Source organism: Erysipelatoclostridium sp. MSK.7.34 (assembly GCF_019041935.1).
GTDB classification, from domain to species: Bacteria; Bacillota_I; Bacilli_A; order Erysipelotrichales; family Coprobacillaceae; genus Thomasclavelia; species Thomasclavelia ramosa.
In genome coordinates this window covers 1-16,594 of sequence record NZ_JAHPYJ010000016.1, presented here as the reverse complement: position 1 = coordinate 16,594, position 16,594 = coordinate 1, and the positions used below count along the sequence as shown (strand labels likewise).

At 32.6% G+C, this 16,594-nt stretch carries 13 protein-coding genes and 1 pseudogene; all 14 read left to right on the top strand.

The window, feature by feature from the left end:
* Positions 1–6 precede the first annotated feature (6 nt).
* The 14 genes and pseudogenes from hprK (at position 7) to KTF99_RS11070 (ending at position 16,419) form a co-directional block, all read left to right on the top strand.
* Positions 7–942, top strand: a complete 936-nt coding sequence (gene hprK, locus KTF99_RS11135; protein WP_008792461.1) for an HPr(Ser) kinase/phosphatase — start codon at positions 7–9, stop codon at positions 940–942.
* Between the two features lie 3 nt (positions 943–945).
* Positions 946–1,746 carry a prolipoprotein diacylglyceryl transferase gene (gene lgt, locus KTF99_RS11130; RefSeq protein WP_029482020.1) on the top strand — a complete coding sequence of 267 codons (801 nt, stop codon included), beginning with the start codon at positions 946–948 and terminating at the stop codon, positions 1,744–1,746.
* A 67-nt stretch (positions 1,747–1,813) separates the two neighbouring features.
* Positions 1,814–2,473 (top strand): annotated as a pseudogene (locus tag KTF99_RS11125) (family 1 glycosylhydrolase); the annotation flags it as partial.
* A 24-nt stretch (positions 2,474–2,497) separates the two neighbouring features.
* Entirely contained in the window at positions 2,498–4,216 is a 1,719-nt protein-coding gene (locus KTF99_RS11120; RefSeq protein WP_029482018.1) for a class I mannose-6-phosphate isomerase, read from the top strand.
* A gap of 259 nt (positions 4,217–4,475) precedes the next feature.
* A complete protein-coding gene (locus tag KTF99_RS11115; RefSeq protein WP_003535247.1) occupies positions 4,476–6,581 on the top strand; it encodes a PTS transporter subunit IIABC in 2,106 nt (701 codons plus the stop codon).
* Positions 6,582–6,597: 16 nt separating this feature from the next.
* Positions 6,598–7,422 carry a PRD domain-containing protein gene (locus KTF99_RS11110; RefSeq protein ID WP_003535245.1) on the top strand — a complete coding sequence of 275 codons (825 nt, stop codon included), beginning with the start codon at positions 6,598–6,600 and terminating at the stop codon, positions 7,420–7,422.
* Between the two features lie 222 nt (positions 7,423–7,644).
* Positions 7,645–8,634, top strand: a complete 990-nt coding sequence (locus KTF99_RS11105) for a mannose/fructose/sorbose PTS transporter subunit IIA (RefSeq protein WP_029482016.1) — start codon at positions 7,645–7,647, stop codon at positions 8,632–8,634.
* A gap of 25 nt (positions 8,635–8,659) precedes the next feature.
* Positions 8,660–9,475 (top strand): PTS mannose/fructose/sorbose transporter subunit IIC, encoded by an 816-nt coding sequence (locus tag KTF99_RS11100; RefSeq protein WP_003535242.1) that lies wholly within the window; start codon positions 8,660–8,662, stop codon positions 9,473–9,475.
* Positions 9,476–9,498: 23 nt separating this feature from the next.
* Complete coding sequence (locus KTF99_RS11095; RefSeq protein ID WP_003535241.1) at positions 9,499–10,416, top strand: PTS system mannose/fructose/sorbose family transporter subunit IID; 918 nt, start codon at positions 9,499–9,501, stop codon at positions 10,414–10,416.
* A 42-nt stretch (positions 10,417–10,458) separates the two neighbouring features.
* On the top strand, positions 10,459–10,842 hold the full coding sequence (locus KTF99_RS11090; protein WP_029482014.1) for a DUF956 family protein: 384 nt from the start codon (positions 10,459–10,461) through the stop codon (positions 10,840–10,842).
* A gap of 167 nt (positions 10,843–11,009) precedes the next feature.
* Positions 11,010–11,690: a response regulator transcription factor gene (locus KTF99_RS11085; protein ID WP_003535239.1), complete on the top strand. Its 681-nt coding sequence runs from the start codon at positions 11,010–11,012 to the stop codon at positions 11,688–11,690.
* Entirely contained in the window at positions 11,680–12,732 is a 1,053-nt protein-coding gene (locus KTF99_RS11080; RefSeq protein ID WP_227141151.1) for a sensor histidine kinase, read from the top strand. The genes KTF99_RS11085 and KTF99_RS11080 overlap by 11 nt, the downstream gene beginning before the upstream one ends.
* 109 nt (positions 12,733–12,841) lie before the next feature.
* Positions 12,842–14,599 (top strand): ABC transporter ATP-binding protein, encoded by a 1,758-nt coding sequence (locus KTF99_RS11075; protein WP_003535237.1) that lies wholly within the window; start codon positions 12,842–12,844, stop codon positions 14,597–14,599.
* Complete coding sequence (locus KTF99_RS11070) at positions 14,599–16,419, top strand: ABC transporter ATP-binding protein (RefSeq protein WP_217215571.1); 1,821 nt, start codon at positions 14,599–14,601, stop codon at positions 16,417–16,419. The genes KTF99_RS11075 and KTF99_RS11070 overlap by 1 nt, the downstream gene beginning before the upstream one ends.
* Positions 16,420–16,594 lie beyond the last annotated feature (175 nt).

The window sequence follows — 16,594 nt, the reverse complement described above, 5'->3', positions numbered from 1 at the left end:
ACAATGATGCCAAAGTCAATTACAGTAGGTGAATTATTAAACAATGAGCATTATGTTCAGGTAACTGGAGATGAGAAATCTTTAGAGCGGCCAATTTATGTGGCTGAGATCAATCGACCTGGATTTGAATTAGCAGGATTTTTTAAACACAGCGATTTTCGACGAATTATAATTTTTGGAGATAAAGAGTCTGCATTTATTAATGAGATGTCGGAAGAAAGACAACGTGAAATATTCCCTTTCTTAATTAACGATGAAGTACCATGTATCATTGTTGCTAAAGGAAATGAATGTCCAGCAATCTTAATTGAGATTGCTCGAAAAAAAGATTTTCCAATTTTTATTACCGAATCAGCAACAGGACGTGTTTCAATTGAATTAACAAATATTCTTGACGAAGCACTGGCACCGGAAACACTGATTCATGGAGTCTTTTTGAATATTTACGGTAAAGGTGTTATTATCAAAGGTGATAGTGGTATCGGTAAATCTGAGATTGCTCTAGAATTAGTAAAAAGAGGACATTTATTAGTTGCTGATGATGCTGTTGAATTATATCATTTAGGACAAAGTATTGTGGGGAAAGCCCCAGAAGTATTAACTAATTTATTAGAAATTCGTGGAATTGGTGTTATTGATGTATCAAAGATGTTTGGAATTAGCTCAATTCTCGATAAAGATAAAGTTGATTTAATTATTCAATTAGATCGTTGGGTACCATCTCGTGAATATACACGAGTAGGGGTTGAAGAAAATGATTCAACTGAAGAAATCTTAGGTGTTAAGATTCCTAAAATTGTTGTACCTGTATCAAGTGGACGTAGTATGTCAGTAATTATCGAAGCTGCCGTAATGAATATGCGTTTACGTGAATACGGTGTTGATTCTAGCAAAGAATTCGTTGATCGTATTTTGAAGAATATCGATAAGAATAAGGGGTAAGTTATGACTTTTTTTCCAGATGGTAAGACATTCGTTCAAATCGGTTCTTTTTCCATTGCTTGGTATGCAATTTGTATTATTACCGGAGCTTTTATTGCATATAAACTAGGACAATATAATTTCAAAAAAATCGGTTATAATAAAGAGATTCTTTCAGACTATTTCTTTGGTTTAATGATTACTGGAGTTTTAGGAGCTCGATTATGGTATGTAATCTTTATGTGGAACGAATTATATGCTGAAAATCCACTTGAGATCATTATGTTTCGTCATGGTGGTTTAGCGATTCAAGGTGGGATTTTTGTTGGCTTGATTTTTAGCTGGTGGTATTTTAAGAAACATAAAATTGATTTCATGGTTGCAGCTGATGCAATTATGCCAGGTGTTTTAATTGCTCAGGCACTGGGACGGTGGGGAAACTTTTTCAACCAGGAAGCATATGGTGGAATGGTTAGTCTAGATTTCCTTAAATCATTGCATTTACCAAACTTTATTATTGAAGGAATGCATATCAATGGATATTACTATCATCCAACCTTTTTATATGAGTCTATTGCTAATATCGTAGGATTTTTATTAATCTATTTTGTGATTAGGAAGATCCAAACAAAACAAGGTGTACAATTCTTTAGTTATTTTATTTGGTATGGAATCTTTAGATTCTTTATTGAAGGACTTCGTACTGATAGCTTATATGTAATGGGTCTACGGACGGCACAATTAGTTTCCATTGTTTTTGTAATCGTTGGAATTGCAGGATATATATATTGTAAAAAATATGGTAAACCGGCGATAAAAGCGTAATCTAAATTAGGTAGTTAAAGTGAATAGCACTGAGCTGCCTTTTTTTTAATTTAAACAATATACTGACCCTTTGATAAATGGAAAGTTTGATGAAGCATATTTTGAATTATTAAAAAAACATGAGTGTATGTTTGAATATGTTAAAGGTGATTTTGAAAAGATTGATGATAATAAAATAGAAGTTGTTGGAATCAACTATTATCAGCCGTTACGGGTTCGACAAAGAGAAACGGCATGGAATCCAGATAAACCATTTATTCCAACTGCATATTATGAAACATATAGTCCACGAGGAATTAAAATGAATTTTTCAAGAGGATGGGAAATTTATCCTAAAGGAATTTATAATATGCTGAAGATCATTCAAAATGATTATCGAAATATTGAATGTTGGATTACTGAAAATGGTATGGGAGTAATGGGTGAAGATAAGTTTAAGGATGCTAGCGGGCAAATTCAGGACAGCTATCGAATTGAATTTTTAAGTGACCATATGGCTTGGATGTTAAAAGCAATTGACGAAGGTTGTGATTGTCGGGGCTATTTGAATTGGACGTTTACAGATAATCTTTCACCTGTTAATGCATTTAGAAATCGTTATGGGTTTGTGGAAATTGATATGGAAAATAATCGGAATCGGAGAATTAAAAAATCAGGCGATTGGGTAAAAGAATTAATGAGAACACGATGTTTTGAAGCTGAAGATACAGAACCTGAGTATAAATAAGATTGAGTAGGAGGCAAAAAGCAAATGAGTAATTATGATAATAGCCCCTATATCAAAATAAATGGCTATGACAACGATGCATATTCTGGATATGCGCAGATTGATAAGAAAATTAAAGAATCTTTAGGAAATAAAAAGATAGTTGTTGTAGATTGTTATTTGGGAATTAATGATCGTGAATTATTAAATGTATTGATAAAAAAATTGACTCCAGCACACGTAATTTTAAGTGAAGATATCTTTTATGATGGTAAAAAATTGACAGAAATGATGCAGGTGAATCTAACTAAAGATCGTGTCAGGGGAGTAATGTATTATGGAACTATTAGAGATTATGTTGATGAAGCTAAGCTGGCTAAGATACAAAAGTTTGTTAAAAATAAAGAAGGAATAGTTCTTGTATACGGTTTTGGGGCAAGTCTAATTACTAAAGGTGATTTATTAATATATGCAGACCTAACACGATGGGAAATTCAATTAAGATATCGGGCTGGATTACCTAATTTTAAACAAAGTAATTATGATGAAGATCCTCTAATAAAAAATAAGCGTGGTTATTTTATTGAGTGGCGAATTGCCGATAAGCATAAACGAGAGATTTTTGAAGATATTGATTTATATCTAGACACTAATTGCAGTAATAAACCTAAAATGATTACTGGTATTGCGTTTCGAAATGCATTAAAAAGTGTTTGCAATCAACCATTTCGTCTAGTACCATATTTTGATCCAGGGGTTTGGGGAGGACAATGGATGAAAGAGGTTTGTAATTTAGATAAAAGTAAATCTAATTATGCTTGGAGTTTTGATGGGGTTCCAGAGGAGAATAGTATTAATTTGAAGTTTGGCGATATTGTTATTGCAACCCCAGCTTTAAATGTTGTTATGTATCAAGCTATAGAGCTTTTAGGAGCAAAAAATTATGCTCGTTTTGGGGCAGAGTTTCCAATTAGATTTGATCTTCTTGATACAATGGGTGGAGGAAATTTAAGCTTACAAGTACACCCAACAACTGAATATATCAAGAGCCATTTTGGAATGCCTTATACGCAAGATGAAAGCTACTATATCCTTGATTGTGATGGAGGTGGAGTATATTTAGGTTTAAAAGAGAATATTAATTCAGACGAATTTATTAACGATTTAGAAAGAGCTAATGAGGGTAATCAAAGTTTTGATGCCGATAAGTATATTAATTTTTTTCCAGCAAAAAAGCATGATCATTTCTTAATTCCAGCAGGAACAATTCATTGTTCTTCGGCTAATTGTGTAGTCTTGGAAGTAAGTGCTACACCATATATTTTTACTTTTAAATTATGGGATTGGGATCGTGTAGGATTAGATGGTAAACCACGCCCGATTCATGTTGAAGATGGAAAGAAGGTAATTGATTATCAAAGAACAACTACTTGGGTAGAATCCAATTTGGTAAATAATTTTACAGAAATTGAAAAGAGTGATGAATATACAGAAGTTAAAACCGGATTACATGAATTAGAATTTATTGAAACACGAGTTATTACAACTAAACAAAAGATTTATCAACAAACTAATAAAAGTGTGGTAATGATGAATTTAGTTGCTGGGGAAAGTGCAGTAATTAAAAGTCCTAAAAATAAGTTTGAGCCATATACAGTGCATTATGCGGAAACTTTTATTGTACCAGCTCAAGTAGGTGAGTTTACTATTGAACCGTTTGATAAAAATGAAATAAAAGTATTAAAAGCATATGTTAGAAACTGATTTAATTAAAGAAATAGAATTCAAAATGATATGTTCCTTGTTTACTTAAGCGGAGCATATTAAAATAGAATTCTATTTTTTTAATTATTTCTCTTTAAATTGACAAAAAAAGTAGTAAATATCGTATAAATAAGTAATTATTCTTGTTGACAGATAGTCTTTATCATGATTATTATAAGTATCATGGTCTTAATTATAAAAAGAATTTTTGATCGAACGATTTAGTTATAATAAATTATGTTGGAATAACGGAGGGATTATGAAGACTAGAGTTTTTGGGATTTTACAAAGGATTGGTCGCAGTTTTATGCTGCCGATTGCAGTATTGCCAATTGCGGGTTTATTTCTGGGAATTGGTAGTTCATTGACTAATGAAACAACTATTTCTTCACTACATTTAGAGGGAGTTTTAGGAAACGGGACTTTTTTACATGACTTTTTAATAATCTTAACTAAAGTGGGGAGTGGCCTTTTTAACAATCTTCCACTTATTTTTGCTGCTGCAGTAGCGTTGGGAATGGCGAAAAAGGCGAAAGAAGTAGCCGTTTTATCTTCAATTATTGCTTTTTTTGTTATGCATACAACAATTAGCGGGATGCTTTCATTAAATGGAAGTATTTTAGATAATCAAATAATTAATCCTGATGTTTTAGATGGAACGATTACAGCGGTTTGTGGGATCATGTCATTGGAAATGGGGGTATTTGGTGGAATAATCGTCGGTCTTGGCGTTAGTTATATACATAATCGCTTTTATCAAATTGAATTACCAAGAGCGTTATCTTTTTTTGAAGGAGAACGGTTTATTCCGATAATTTCAACAATAACTTTTTTGTTTGTGGGAATCGTAATGTTTTATGTTTGGCCATTCTTTCAAAATGGTATATATGAATTAGGTAAACTTATCTCAACCTCAGGCTATTTTGGAACCTTTGTTTACGGTGTAATTAAACGGTTACTGGTTCCTTTTGGCTTACATCATGTATTTTATTTACCATTTTGGCAAACTGCAATTGGAGGTTCAATGGTCGTCAATGGGGCGGTAATTTATGGTGGTCAGAATATTTTCTTCGCACAGTTAGCTGATCCAAATATTGTGCATTTTAGTAGCGAGGCTACAAAATATTTTACTGGTGAATTTATTTTTATGATTTTTGGTTTACCGGGAGCAGCATTGGCAATGTATCAGACTGCTAAGCCGGAAAATAAAAAAGCGATTGGAAGTTTGTTGTTCTCAGCGGCTTTAACAAGCATCTTAACGGGAATAACGGAACCAATCGAATTTACTTTTTTGTTTGCTGCTCCACTGTTATTTGGGGTACAAGTTATCTTAGCAGGAAGTGCTTATATGGTTGCTCATATTTTTAATATTGCCGTGGGATTGACCTTTTCTGGAGGTTTATTTGACTTTATTGTTTTTGGTGTATTGCAAGGTAATAGTAAGACTAGCTGGGTATTGCTTATCCCTATTGGAATAATTTATTTCATGCTCTATTATTTTAGTTTTAAATATCTAATTAAAAAATTTGATTTGAAGACTCCAGGTAGAGAGATAGATAATATGAAGTTATCTATCTTTAAGAACCCTAAAGCAAGTCATCGAAAATTGTTAAATAAAGGAATTGAAATTGACAAACAGTCACAATTGATTGTTCGAGGGCTAGGTGGTCGTGATAATTTTACTGACTTAGATTGTTGTATTACCAGATTACGAGCAACAGTTAGTGATAATCAATTAGTAAATGAAGGTTTATTGAAACAATCAGGGGCAGCGGCAGTTGTTATGCAAGGAAATGGAGTTCAGATAATTTATGGTCCTAAAGCATCATCGATCAAATCAAAGCTGGACGAGTATTTAATAAATATTCCTGATGAATTAGATGATTATCAACTGGAAAAAGAGACTGATCATACTAATCTTGAATTAGGCAATATTGTTGATGGTGAGGTTTTGCCAATTGAACAGGCTCCAGATCAAATTTTTTCACATAAGCTGTTAGGTGATGGGGTTATGATCAAGCCATTTCACGGTTTGATCGTTGCCCCTTGTGATGGTGAGATAACAATGATCTATCCAACAAAACATGCAATTGGAATGAAATTAGATAACGGATATGAATTGTTGATTCATTTTGGAACTGATACAGTTAATTTAAATGGAACTGGTTTTGAAATATTAGTTAAATTAAATCAAAGAGTGCAAAAAGGTGATTTAATTTGGAATGCAGATTTAGAGTATATTAAAGAAAATGCTTTAGATGAAAGTATTTTGTTAATATTTACAAATCTATCAAATGATTTAAAGATTGAAAAAGAATATGGTAAAATAAAGAGCGGGAGTACAATTATGAAGATTTGCAACTAGGAGAGGGAAAATAAATATGTATAAGATCATTAAAGTATTAAATAATAATACTATTTTAGCTTGTAATGAGACTGAAGAAGTTATTATTATGTATAAAGGAATTGGATTTTCAAAGAAAGTGGATGATTATTTTGAAGTACCACGGAATGCTAAAAAATTTCTTATGCAAAAGGGATATAAAGCTAAAAGTGGTTCAAATGATATAATCAATTATATTGATCCAGTTTATTTAGAAATAGCATCAGAGATTATTAGACTGATAATAGAGAAATTTGGAAAAATTGATAATGATATCTTATTACCATTAGCGGATCATATCTATTTTGCAATAAAGCGAATGGATGAAAATATAATGCCTTTAAATCCATTTATCAATGATATTCGTTTGCTGTTTCCTGATGAATATGAGGTTGCATTAGAAGGACGGGAAGTAATTAATAAGTTTATATCACGAATGATCAATGATGATGAAGTTGGCTTTATTACACTACATATTCATTCAGCAATTTCTTCTAATCAAGTTGCTGAGTCAATGGAGGCAACACGAATTATTCATGAAAGTATTATTAAATTAGAAAATGATCTTAATATTGTTATTGATATTCAATCAGTTTCATATGCTCGATTAATGAATCATATTAAATTTTTAATTTTAAGATTAAATAAAAATGAAGAATTGCAGATGGATATAAGTGAATTTACTAAAGATAAGTTTCCTTTTGCATATGAACAGGCAAGTAACATGTGTGAAGCATTATCAAAGGTTTTAAAAAAGAAATTACCAGAGACAGAAGTAGGATATCTGGCATTACATTTGGAAAGAATATTGTCAAGTATTTAAAAATATATTATTTTGAAATAATAATTTTTAAATGATTTCTTGACAGAAAAGGCTTACAATGATAATATTGTTTCATAAATTGAATATTTTATAGTGTGTAACTGATAAAGCAGGCATTAACTATTTAAAAAAAGAACAAAGATGGTATTTTTGTATCTTTTAATAATAGTTTGCCTGTTTTTTTGCGTTATAAAGTATTTAAAAGAAAGGGAGGAATTTATAATGGTAGGAATTATTCTTGCTAGTCATGGTGAGTTTGCTAACGGGATTCTACAATCCGGGGCAATGATCTTTGGAGATCAAGTCGATGTAAAAGCAGTTACTTTGCAACCAAGTGAAGGACCTGATGATCTTAAAGCAAAAATGGAAGCGGCAATAGCTACTTTTGAAAACCAAGACGAAGTACTATTTTTAGTTGATTTATGGGGTGGTACACCATTTAATCAGGCTAATGGATTAATTGCTGGTCATGAAGATAAGTGGGCAATCGTTACGGGTTTAAATTTACCAATGCTGATTGAGACTTATGCTTCTAGAATGACGATGGAAACAGCGCATGAAATTGCTAAACATGTTACTGAAGTTGCTAGAGAAGGGGTAAAAGTAAAACCTGAAGAATTAGAACCAGAAACGAAAGTAGCGGCTCAAGCTATTAATACACAGTCACAAGGAGCTATTCCTGAGGGAACTGTATTAGGGGATGGACATATTAAATATGTTCTGGCACGAATTGACACGCGTTTATTGCATGGTCAAGTTGCAACTACTTGGACTAAAACAACACAACCAAATCGAATCATCGTTGTTTCTGATGCTGTTTCAAAAGATAAATTACGGAAACAGATGATTGAACAAGCCGCGCCACCAGGAGTTAAGGCTAATGTTGTTCCAATTGATAAAATGATTCAAGTGGCTAAAGATCCACGTTTTGGTAATACCAAAGCAATGTTATTATTTGAAACACCTCAAGATGCATTACGGGCAATCGAAGGCGGTGTAGATATTAAAGAATTAAATATTGGTTCAATGGCTCATTCAATTGGTAAAGTGGTAGTAAATAAAGCTATTGCAATGGGGCCGGAAGATATTGAAACAATTGAAAAAATTAAAGCTAAAGGAATTACTTTTAATGTTCGTAAAGTACCAAGTGATTCAAATGAAAATATTGATACGCTTTTAAAGAAAGCAAAAGCAGAATTGAAAAATGTTTAAAAATAAAATGTAGGGAGGAATTATAATGTCTTTAATTACAATAATCTTAATTATTATAATTGCCTTACTAGCGGGGATGGAAGGAATTCTGGATGAGTTCCAATTTCACCAACCGTTAGTGGCATGTACTTTAATCGGTTTAGTAAGTGGTCACTTAACTGAAGGGATTATTCTAGGTGGTTCGCTTCAAATGATTGCATTAGGGTGGGCCAATGTAGGAGCTGCTGTAGCACCAGATGCAGCATTAGCTTCTGTAGCTTCATCAATTATTATGGTATTAGGTTTAGAAGGTGGAGCAACTGATGTGCAAACAGCTATTTCTACTGCAATCGCAGTTGCAATCCCTTTATCAGTAGCAGGTTTATTCTTAACAATGATCTGTCGTACTCTTACAATCCCAATTGTTCACTTTATGGATGGGGCAGCCGAACAAGGAAATATGCGTGCAATCGACATGTGGCAAATTTTAGCAATCTTATTACAAGGAATTCGAATTGCAATTCCTGCTGCAGCACTTTGTGTTGTTCCTGCGGCAGTTGTAACTGATGCATTAAATCAAATGCCACCATGGCTATCTGGCGGAATGACTGTTGGTGGTGGAATGGTAGCGGCAGTTGGTTATGCAATGGTAATCAATATGATGTCTACTAAAGAAACATGGCCATTCTTTGCATTAGGTTTTGTTCTTGCTGCAATCGGTGAATTAACATTGATCGCATTAGGAGCAATTGGTGTTGCTTTAGCAATCATCTATTTAGGATTAAAAGAAAACAGTGGCTCTAATGGTGGCGGTTCAACAGGTTCTGGAGATCCATTAGGCGATATCTTAAATGACTATTAAAATCTTGAAGGAGGAAAGAAATTATGGCAGAAAAAATTAAATTATCAAAAAAAGATCGTATGTCTGTTGCTTGGCGTCATCAGTTCCTTCAAGGTTCTTGGAACTATGAACGTATGCAAAATGGTGGTTGGTGTTATTCAATTATCCCAGCAATCAAAAAATTATATCCAAATAAGGAAGATAAAGTAGCGGCTTTAAAAAGACATATGGAATTTTACAATACTCATCCATATGTATCAGCACCAGTCATGGGTGTTACATTAGCGTTAGAAGAGGAACGTGCTAATGGAGCAGAAATCAATGATACTGCAATCCAAGGTGTAAAAGTTGGGATGATGGGTCCTTTAGCTGGGGTTGGAGATCCTGTCTTCTGGTTTACTCTTAGACCAATTTTAGGAGCATTAGGTGCTTCTCTAGCATTAAGTGGTAATATTATTGGTCCATTAATCTTTTTCTTTGCATGGAATATCATTCGTATCGCATTTTTGTGGTATACACAGGAATTTGGATATAAAGTTGGTACTTCAATTGCACAAGACTTATCTGGTGGATTATTAGGTAAAATTACTCAAGGTGCTTCAATTCTTGGGATGTTCATTATCGGATCATTAGTACAACGTTGGGTAAGTATTACTTTTACTCCGGTTGTATCAACTGTTACGCAGTCAAAGGGCGCATATATTGATTGGAATAGTTTGCCTTCTGGTGTAGACGGGATCAAATCAGCATTAGAACAGTTTGCATCATTAGGATCTAATGGTTTAAATGTTGAGAAAGTTACGACCCTACAACAAAATTTAGATCAACTTATTCCAGGTTTATCAGCATTATTATTAACATTATTATGCTGTTGGCTATTGAAAAAGAAAGTATCACCAATCGTTATTATCGTTGCTTTATTCATTATCGGAATTCTTGCACGTCTTGGTGGAATAATGTAATATAATAAAGAAAATACATGGCAGCTGTAAAGGAGGAAATATATGGTACAATCTTTAAATACTAAAGTAGATTTAACAGTCAAAGCAACTTCTTATCTTGGTCTTGCTAATTACGGAGAAGTCATGATAGGCGATAAAGCATTTGAATTCTATAATGAAAAAAATATTAGAGATTATATTCAAATTCCATGGGAAGAAGTTAATTGTGTAATGGCTTCAGTTATGTTTAAAGGAAAATGGATTCCTCGCTTTGCCGTTGTTACCAAAAATAATGGGAATTTTACTTTCTCATCACGCGATAATAAAGCATTATTACGTGCTATTAATAAATATATTCCCTCAGAAAATTTAGTTCGATCACTTAGTTTTTTTCAAGTAATCAAGCGAGGGTTGAAATCATTGTTTAGAAAAAAATCTAGACAATAAGAAAAAGAGTCAGTTAACTAAAATTAGTTGATTGGCTCTTTTATTCAAATTACTTTTAAATAATGTAATTAGAGATGGCAAAATAAGATTACTTTTTTATACAATATAATTTAGTTTAGTTAGAGTTTATAAAACTGATATACTATATAGTAGTGAGGTGATAGGCTATGTTTCATATTCTTGTTGTTGATGACGATAAAAATACTCGCCAATTGATCAAGGCTGTTTTAGAAACAGAAAATTATATTGTTATAGGTGCAACTGATGGCGAAGATGCTTTAAAGGTTTTGGATAGAAGTCATATTGATTTGGTAATTTTAGATGTAATGATGCCCAAAATGGATGGTTATGAGTTTACTGAAATATTACGTAGAGTACAAAATGAACTACCTATTTTAATGGTTTCAGCAAAACAATTACCTGCTGATCGAAATAAGGGATTTATAGTTGGAACAGATGATTTTATGACCAAGCCGTTTGACGAAGAGGAATTACTCTTACGTGTTAAGGCATTATTACGGCGGGCTAAGATTGTAAATGAGCATCGAATTATAATTGGTGAAGTTATTTTAGATTATGATTCACTAACAGTGAAGCGAAAAAATACCTGTCAGGAATTACCCCAAAAAGAATTTATGCTTTTATATAAGCTGCTTTCATATCCGGGTAAAATTTTCACGCGAATACAATTAATGGATGAAATATGGGGTGTTGATAGCGATACTGGATGGGAAACTGTCACGGTTCATGTCGCTCGATTGCGAAAACGATTTGAAGATTGGCCAGAGTTTGAAATTATCTCAGTTAGAGGACTTGGCTATAAGGCGGTAAGAAATGATGAATCGTAAAAAAGCACCGCCACGAGCATTACTAACTTTAATATTTACGATTGTAGTATTTATAATTTTAGTAGTTACTATGATAATCGTTGGATGTGTAATATTTTTCTTAACACAAATCGGTGTATTAGGAATATCACAAACTGCATCGGCTCCAATTCATTTTCAAATTATTATCTTTGCAATGACAAGTATTGTTATTGGGACAATAGTTGCAGCACTTGGGAGTCACTTTCCACTCAGACCATTAAATACATTAATTGAAGCAATGAATCAGTTAGCTCATGGAAAATATGATATTCGCATTAATTTAGGGAAGCACCGTATTTCACAGGAATTAACAGACAGTTTTAATACAATGGCTGAGGAACTAGAAAATACTGAAATGTTACGAACTAATTTTATTAATGATTTTTCACATGAATTTAAGACACCGATTGTATCAATTAAAGGATTTGCCAAATTATTACAAAAAGATAATCTTGATCAAAAAACGCATGATAAATATTTACAAATTATTGAAACTGAATCTAGTCGTTTAGCAGATATGGCTACTAATGTATTAAATCTAAATAAGATTGAAAAACAGACAATACTAAGTAACATTACTAGTTTCAATTTATCGGAGCAAATTCGTAATTGCCTTCTTTTATTAGAAAAGAAATGGTCTAATAAAAATTTGAATCTAATTATTGATTTTGATGAACATCAAATAGCTGGGAATCAAGAGTTATTGTATCAAGTATGGATTAATTTACTTGATAATGCAATTAAGTTTGCCCCAAGAGATGGTAAATTAGGAATTAAAATTATTCATAATCAAAGTGATTATCAAATCTTAATTAGCAATAATGGACCTAAAATTACTGATGAAGAGAAAAAATATCTTTATAATAAATTTTATCAAGGAGATACTTCACATGCTACTGAGGGAACAGGAATCGGGCTTGCTATCGTTAAGAAAATTGTTAGTCTTCATAGTGGTACTATCGATGTTGATAGCAATAAAAATGAAACAACTTTTATTGTAACATTGCCTCTCAATTTGTAATACAAATATATATGCAAAGAACTAACGAGATTAAAGTTAGTTCTTTTAGTTTAGTTTTGGTTTATTTTTATTGTTTAAGATGGACTTATAAAGCGAAAGGAGATTTTGAATGATAAAAATATTTAAAAACTTTACTAAAAAAGATTGGAGCTTAATTATTATCTGTCTAGCATTTATTATTTTACAAGTATGGTTAGATCTTAAACTCCCAGATTATATGTCAAAAATAACAATGCTAGTCCAAACAACAGGAAGTACAATGGATGAAATAATTGAGTCAGGTGTAAAGATGTTAGGATGTGCATTAGGAAGTTTAGCTTCATCGGTAGTTGTAGCAATCTTTGCAGCAAGGGTAGCTACAAATTTTGCTGCTAATTTAAGAGAGCGATTGTTTGATAAAGTACAAGCTTTTTCAATGGAAGAAATTGGTAGTTTCTCAACAGCAAGTCTGATTACACGTTCAACTAATGATATTTCACAAATTCAAACACTTGTTGTAATGGGATTACAAGCTATTATTAAGGCACCGATTATGGCTGTTTGGGCAATTTTCAAGATTGCTGGTAAAAGCTGGCAATGGACAGCTTCAACGGGTGTAGCTGTAATCGTTTTATTAGTTATTGTAGGAAGTTGCATGATTTTTGCATTACCAAAATTTAAAAAATTACAACAGTTGACAGATGATTTGAATCGGGTTACTCGTGAAAATTTAACGGGAATAAGTGTTGTTCGGGCTTATAATGCTGAGAATTATCAAGAGAATAAATTTGAAAATGCCAATCAGGAGTTAACCTCAGCAAACTTGTTTGCAAACCGAGTTATGGCAATCATGAGTCCAGGAATTCAAGGAATTATGAGTGGTCTGACATTGGCCATTTATTGGATTGGAGCCATTCTGATTGAAAATGCTGCTATGATGGATAAACTAAACTTATTTTCAGATATGGTGGTATTTTCTACATATGCAATGCAAGTAGTTATGGCTTTTATGATGCTTGTTATGATTTTTATAATGTTTCCAAGAGCATCGGTTTCATCAAAGCGAATCATGGAAGTATTAGAAACAGTACCAATAATTAATGATGGTACAGTAACTGTCGCTAAACCGGGTATTAAAGGACAAATTGAATTTAAAAATGTCAGTTTTAAATATCCTGATGCTGAAGATTATGTTTTACAAAATATTACTTTTACTGTTGCTCAAGGAGAAACAGTTGCTTTTATCGGTTCAACTGGATGCGGTAAAAGTACAGTGATTAATCTAGTTCCACGTTTTTATGATGTAACAGAAGGTGAAGTACTCGTAGATGGGATTAATGTTAAAGCTTATACACAATATGCCTTACATAACAAAATCGGTTATGTATCCCAAAAAGCAGTTCTTTTTAGTGGAACTATTGAATCTAATGTTGCCTATGGTGATAATGGTAGAAATAATAATCTTCAAAACAATGTCATTGATGCCATTTATACAGCTCAAGCTTCTGATTTTGTTGAGGCTTCACCACGCCGATATAATAGCTATGTTGCCCAAGGCGGTTCTAATTACTCAGGTGGGCAAAAGCAACGGATTTCTATTGCCCGGGCAATATGTCGTCAACCCGAAATTATGATTTTTGATGATTCGTTTTCTGCACTAGACTATAAAACAGATCAAAAACTTCGAGAAGCTTTAAAGAAAGATTGTTGCGATGCTACCAAATTGATCGTTGCTCAACGAATTGGTACGATTCGAGATGCTGATAAAATTATTGTTCTTGATGAAGGGGTTATTGTAGGGATGGGAACACATGAAGACTTAATGAAGAATTGTCAAGTTTACCAACAAATAGCTCGTTCACAGTTATCAAAGGAGGAATTAGAATAATGGCAGAAGGAAAGTATTTAGAGAAAAATGATTTAAAAGCTCCTGGGGTTAATATGGGTAGTAAAGAAAAATCTAAAGATTTTAAGGAAACATGGTTAAAATTGTTAAAATATTGTAGAAAGTATTGGATTGTAATGGTTATGGCAATTATCAGTGCCATATTTGGAACAATATTAACCTTGATAGGTCCAGACAGATTATCAGAATTAACAGATTTAATTACAAATGGAATAATGACGGGAATTGATATGACAAGGATTGGTAAAATTGGTCTTACATTAGTCGGATTTTATGTTACTAGTGCTTTTTTTTCTTTATTTCAGGGATTTGTCATGGCAACAGTAACTCAGTGGGTTACTAAAAATTTAAGAAGAGATATTTCGCGTAAAATTAATCGCTTGCCAATTAGTTTTTATAATCATACTTCAACTGGTGATATATTATCGAGAGTTACCAACGATATTGATATGATTGGACAATCATTAAATCAGAGTGTTGGAACATTAGTTTCATCAGTCACTTTATTAGCTGGTTCACTTATAATGATGTTAAAAACTAATCTCATTATGACTTTTACTGCAGTTCTAGCAACGGTTATAGGTTTTGCTTTAATGCTGGTAATTATGTCTAAATCGCAAAAATATTTTGCTCGCCAGCAAAAACATCTTGGTGAAATCAATGGATATGTTGAAGAAATTTATACTGGTCATACGATTGTTAAGGCTTATAATGATGAAGTTAAGGCAAAAGAAGCTTTTACAAGACAGAATAATAATTTACGTAATAGTGGTTTTAAGGCCCAATGCTTATCTGGATTAATGATGCCAATCATGAGTTTTATTGGTAACTTTGGATACATAGCAGTATGCATTATTGGCGCTGCATTAGCAATGAGTGGAGATATATCATTTGGAGTAATTGTAGCATTTATGATGTATATTAGATATTTTACTCAGCCATTATCACAGTTAGCTCAAGCAGCTCAATCATTACAGTCAGCGGCTGCAGCAGGAGAGCGTGTATTTGAATTTTTAGAAGCTCAAGAAATGGCTGATGAGAGTCATAAAGTAAAACGCTTGTCCAAAGCCAAAGGTGGAGTAGAATTTAGACATGTTCATTTTGGTTATGATAGCAATAAGATTATTATTAATGATTTTTCTGCTCGTGCTGAACCTGGTCAAAAGATTGCTATTGTTGGGCCAACTGGAGCTGGTAAAACAACGATAATCAACTTATTGATGCGTTTTTACGAAGTTGATCGTGGCGAAATTAGAATTGATAATATTCCAACTAAAGATTTACGTCGAGAAGATGTCCACGGACAATTCTGTATGGTTCTTCAAGATACGTGGCTTTTTGAAGGAACAGTGCGTGAGAATTTGGTTTATAATACTAAAAATATATCTAATCAGATAATTGAAGAAGCATGTAAAGCAGTAGGCTTAGATCATTTTATCAGAACACTTCCATATGGTTATGATACGGTACTTAATGATCAAGTAAATTTATCACAAGGACAAAAACAACAGTTGACGATTGCTCGAGCGATGATTGCTGATAAACCAATGTTGATTCTTGATGAAGCTACTAGTTCAGTAGATACTAGAACAGAGTTACAGATTCAAAAGGCCATGGATGAATTAATGGAGGGACGAACTTCCTTTGTTATTGCGCATCGTCTTTCAACAATTAAAAACGCAGATTTAATTCTAGTAATGAAAGATGGTGATATTATTGAAAGTGGAAATCATGAAGATTTATTAAGTCGTGGTGGTTTCTATGCAGAGCTTTATAATAGTCAGTTTGATAAAGCTGTATAAATTATTGATTTTCTTATAAATTTAGTGTTAAGAATAATTATATAATAGAATGATTTGATAGAAATATTATAAAAAATATAATGAAAACGAAGGAAAAATTCCCTTCGTTTTCATTATATTATTTGAACATATAGACTTAAGTCAGTTGAGCATACGAAGTATGCGAAATAAAAAA

Excerpts from the sequence above, each read along its gene's own strand:
- hprK (WP_008792461.1), top strand. The coding sequence starts at position 7 with ATGCCAAAGTCAATTACAGTAGGTGAATTATTAAACAATGAGCATTAT.
- lgt (WP_029482020.1), top strand. The coding sequence starts at position 946 with ATGACTTTTTTTCCAGATGGTAAGACATTCGTTCAAATCGGTTCTTTT.
- KTF99_RS11120 (WP_029482018.1), top strand. The coding sequence starts at position 2,498 with ATGAGTAATTATGATAATAGCCCCTATATCAAAATAAATGGCTATGAC.
- KTF99_RS11115 (WP_003535247.1), top strand. The coding sequence starts at position 4,476 with ATGAAGACTAGAGTTTTTGGGATTTTACAAAGGATTGGTCGCAGTTTT.
- KTF99_RS11110 (WP_003535245.1), top strand. The coding sequence starts at position 6,598 with ATGTATAAGATCATTAAAGTATTAAATAATAATACTATTTTAGCTTGT.
- KTF99_RS11105 (WP_029482016.1), top strand. The coding sequence starts at position 7,645 with ATGGTAGGAATTATTCTTGCTAGTCATGGTGAGTTTGCTAACGGGATT.
- KTF99_RS11100 (WP_003535242.1), top strand. The coding sequence starts at position 8,660 with ATGTCTTTAATTACAATAATCTTAATTATTATAATTGCCTTACTAGCG.
- KTF99_RS11095 (WP_003535241.1), top strand. The coding sequence starts at position 9,499 with ATGGCAGAAAAAATTAAATTATCAAAAAAAGATCGTATGTCTGTTGCT.
- KTF99_RS11090 (WP_029482014.1), top strand. The coding sequence starts at position 10,459 with ATGGTACAATCTTTAAATACTAAAGTAGATTTAACAGTCAAAGCAACT.
- KTF99_RS11085 (WP_003535239.1), top strand. The coding sequence starts at position 11,010 with ATGTTTCATATTCTTGTTGTTGATGACGATAAAAATACTCGCCAATTG.
- KTF99_RS11080 (WP_227141151.1), top strand. The coding sequence starts at position 11,680 with ATGAATCGTAAAAAAGCACCGCCACGAGCATTACTAACTTTAATATTT.
- KTF99_RS11075 (WP_003535237.1), top strand. The coding sequence starts at position 12,842 with ATGATAAAAATATTTAAAAACTTTACTAAAAAAGATTGGAGCTTAATT.
- KTF99_RS11070 (WP_217215571.1), top strand. The coding sequence starts at position 14,599 with ATGGCAGAAGGAAAGTATTTAGAGAAAAATGATTTAAAAGCTCCTGGG.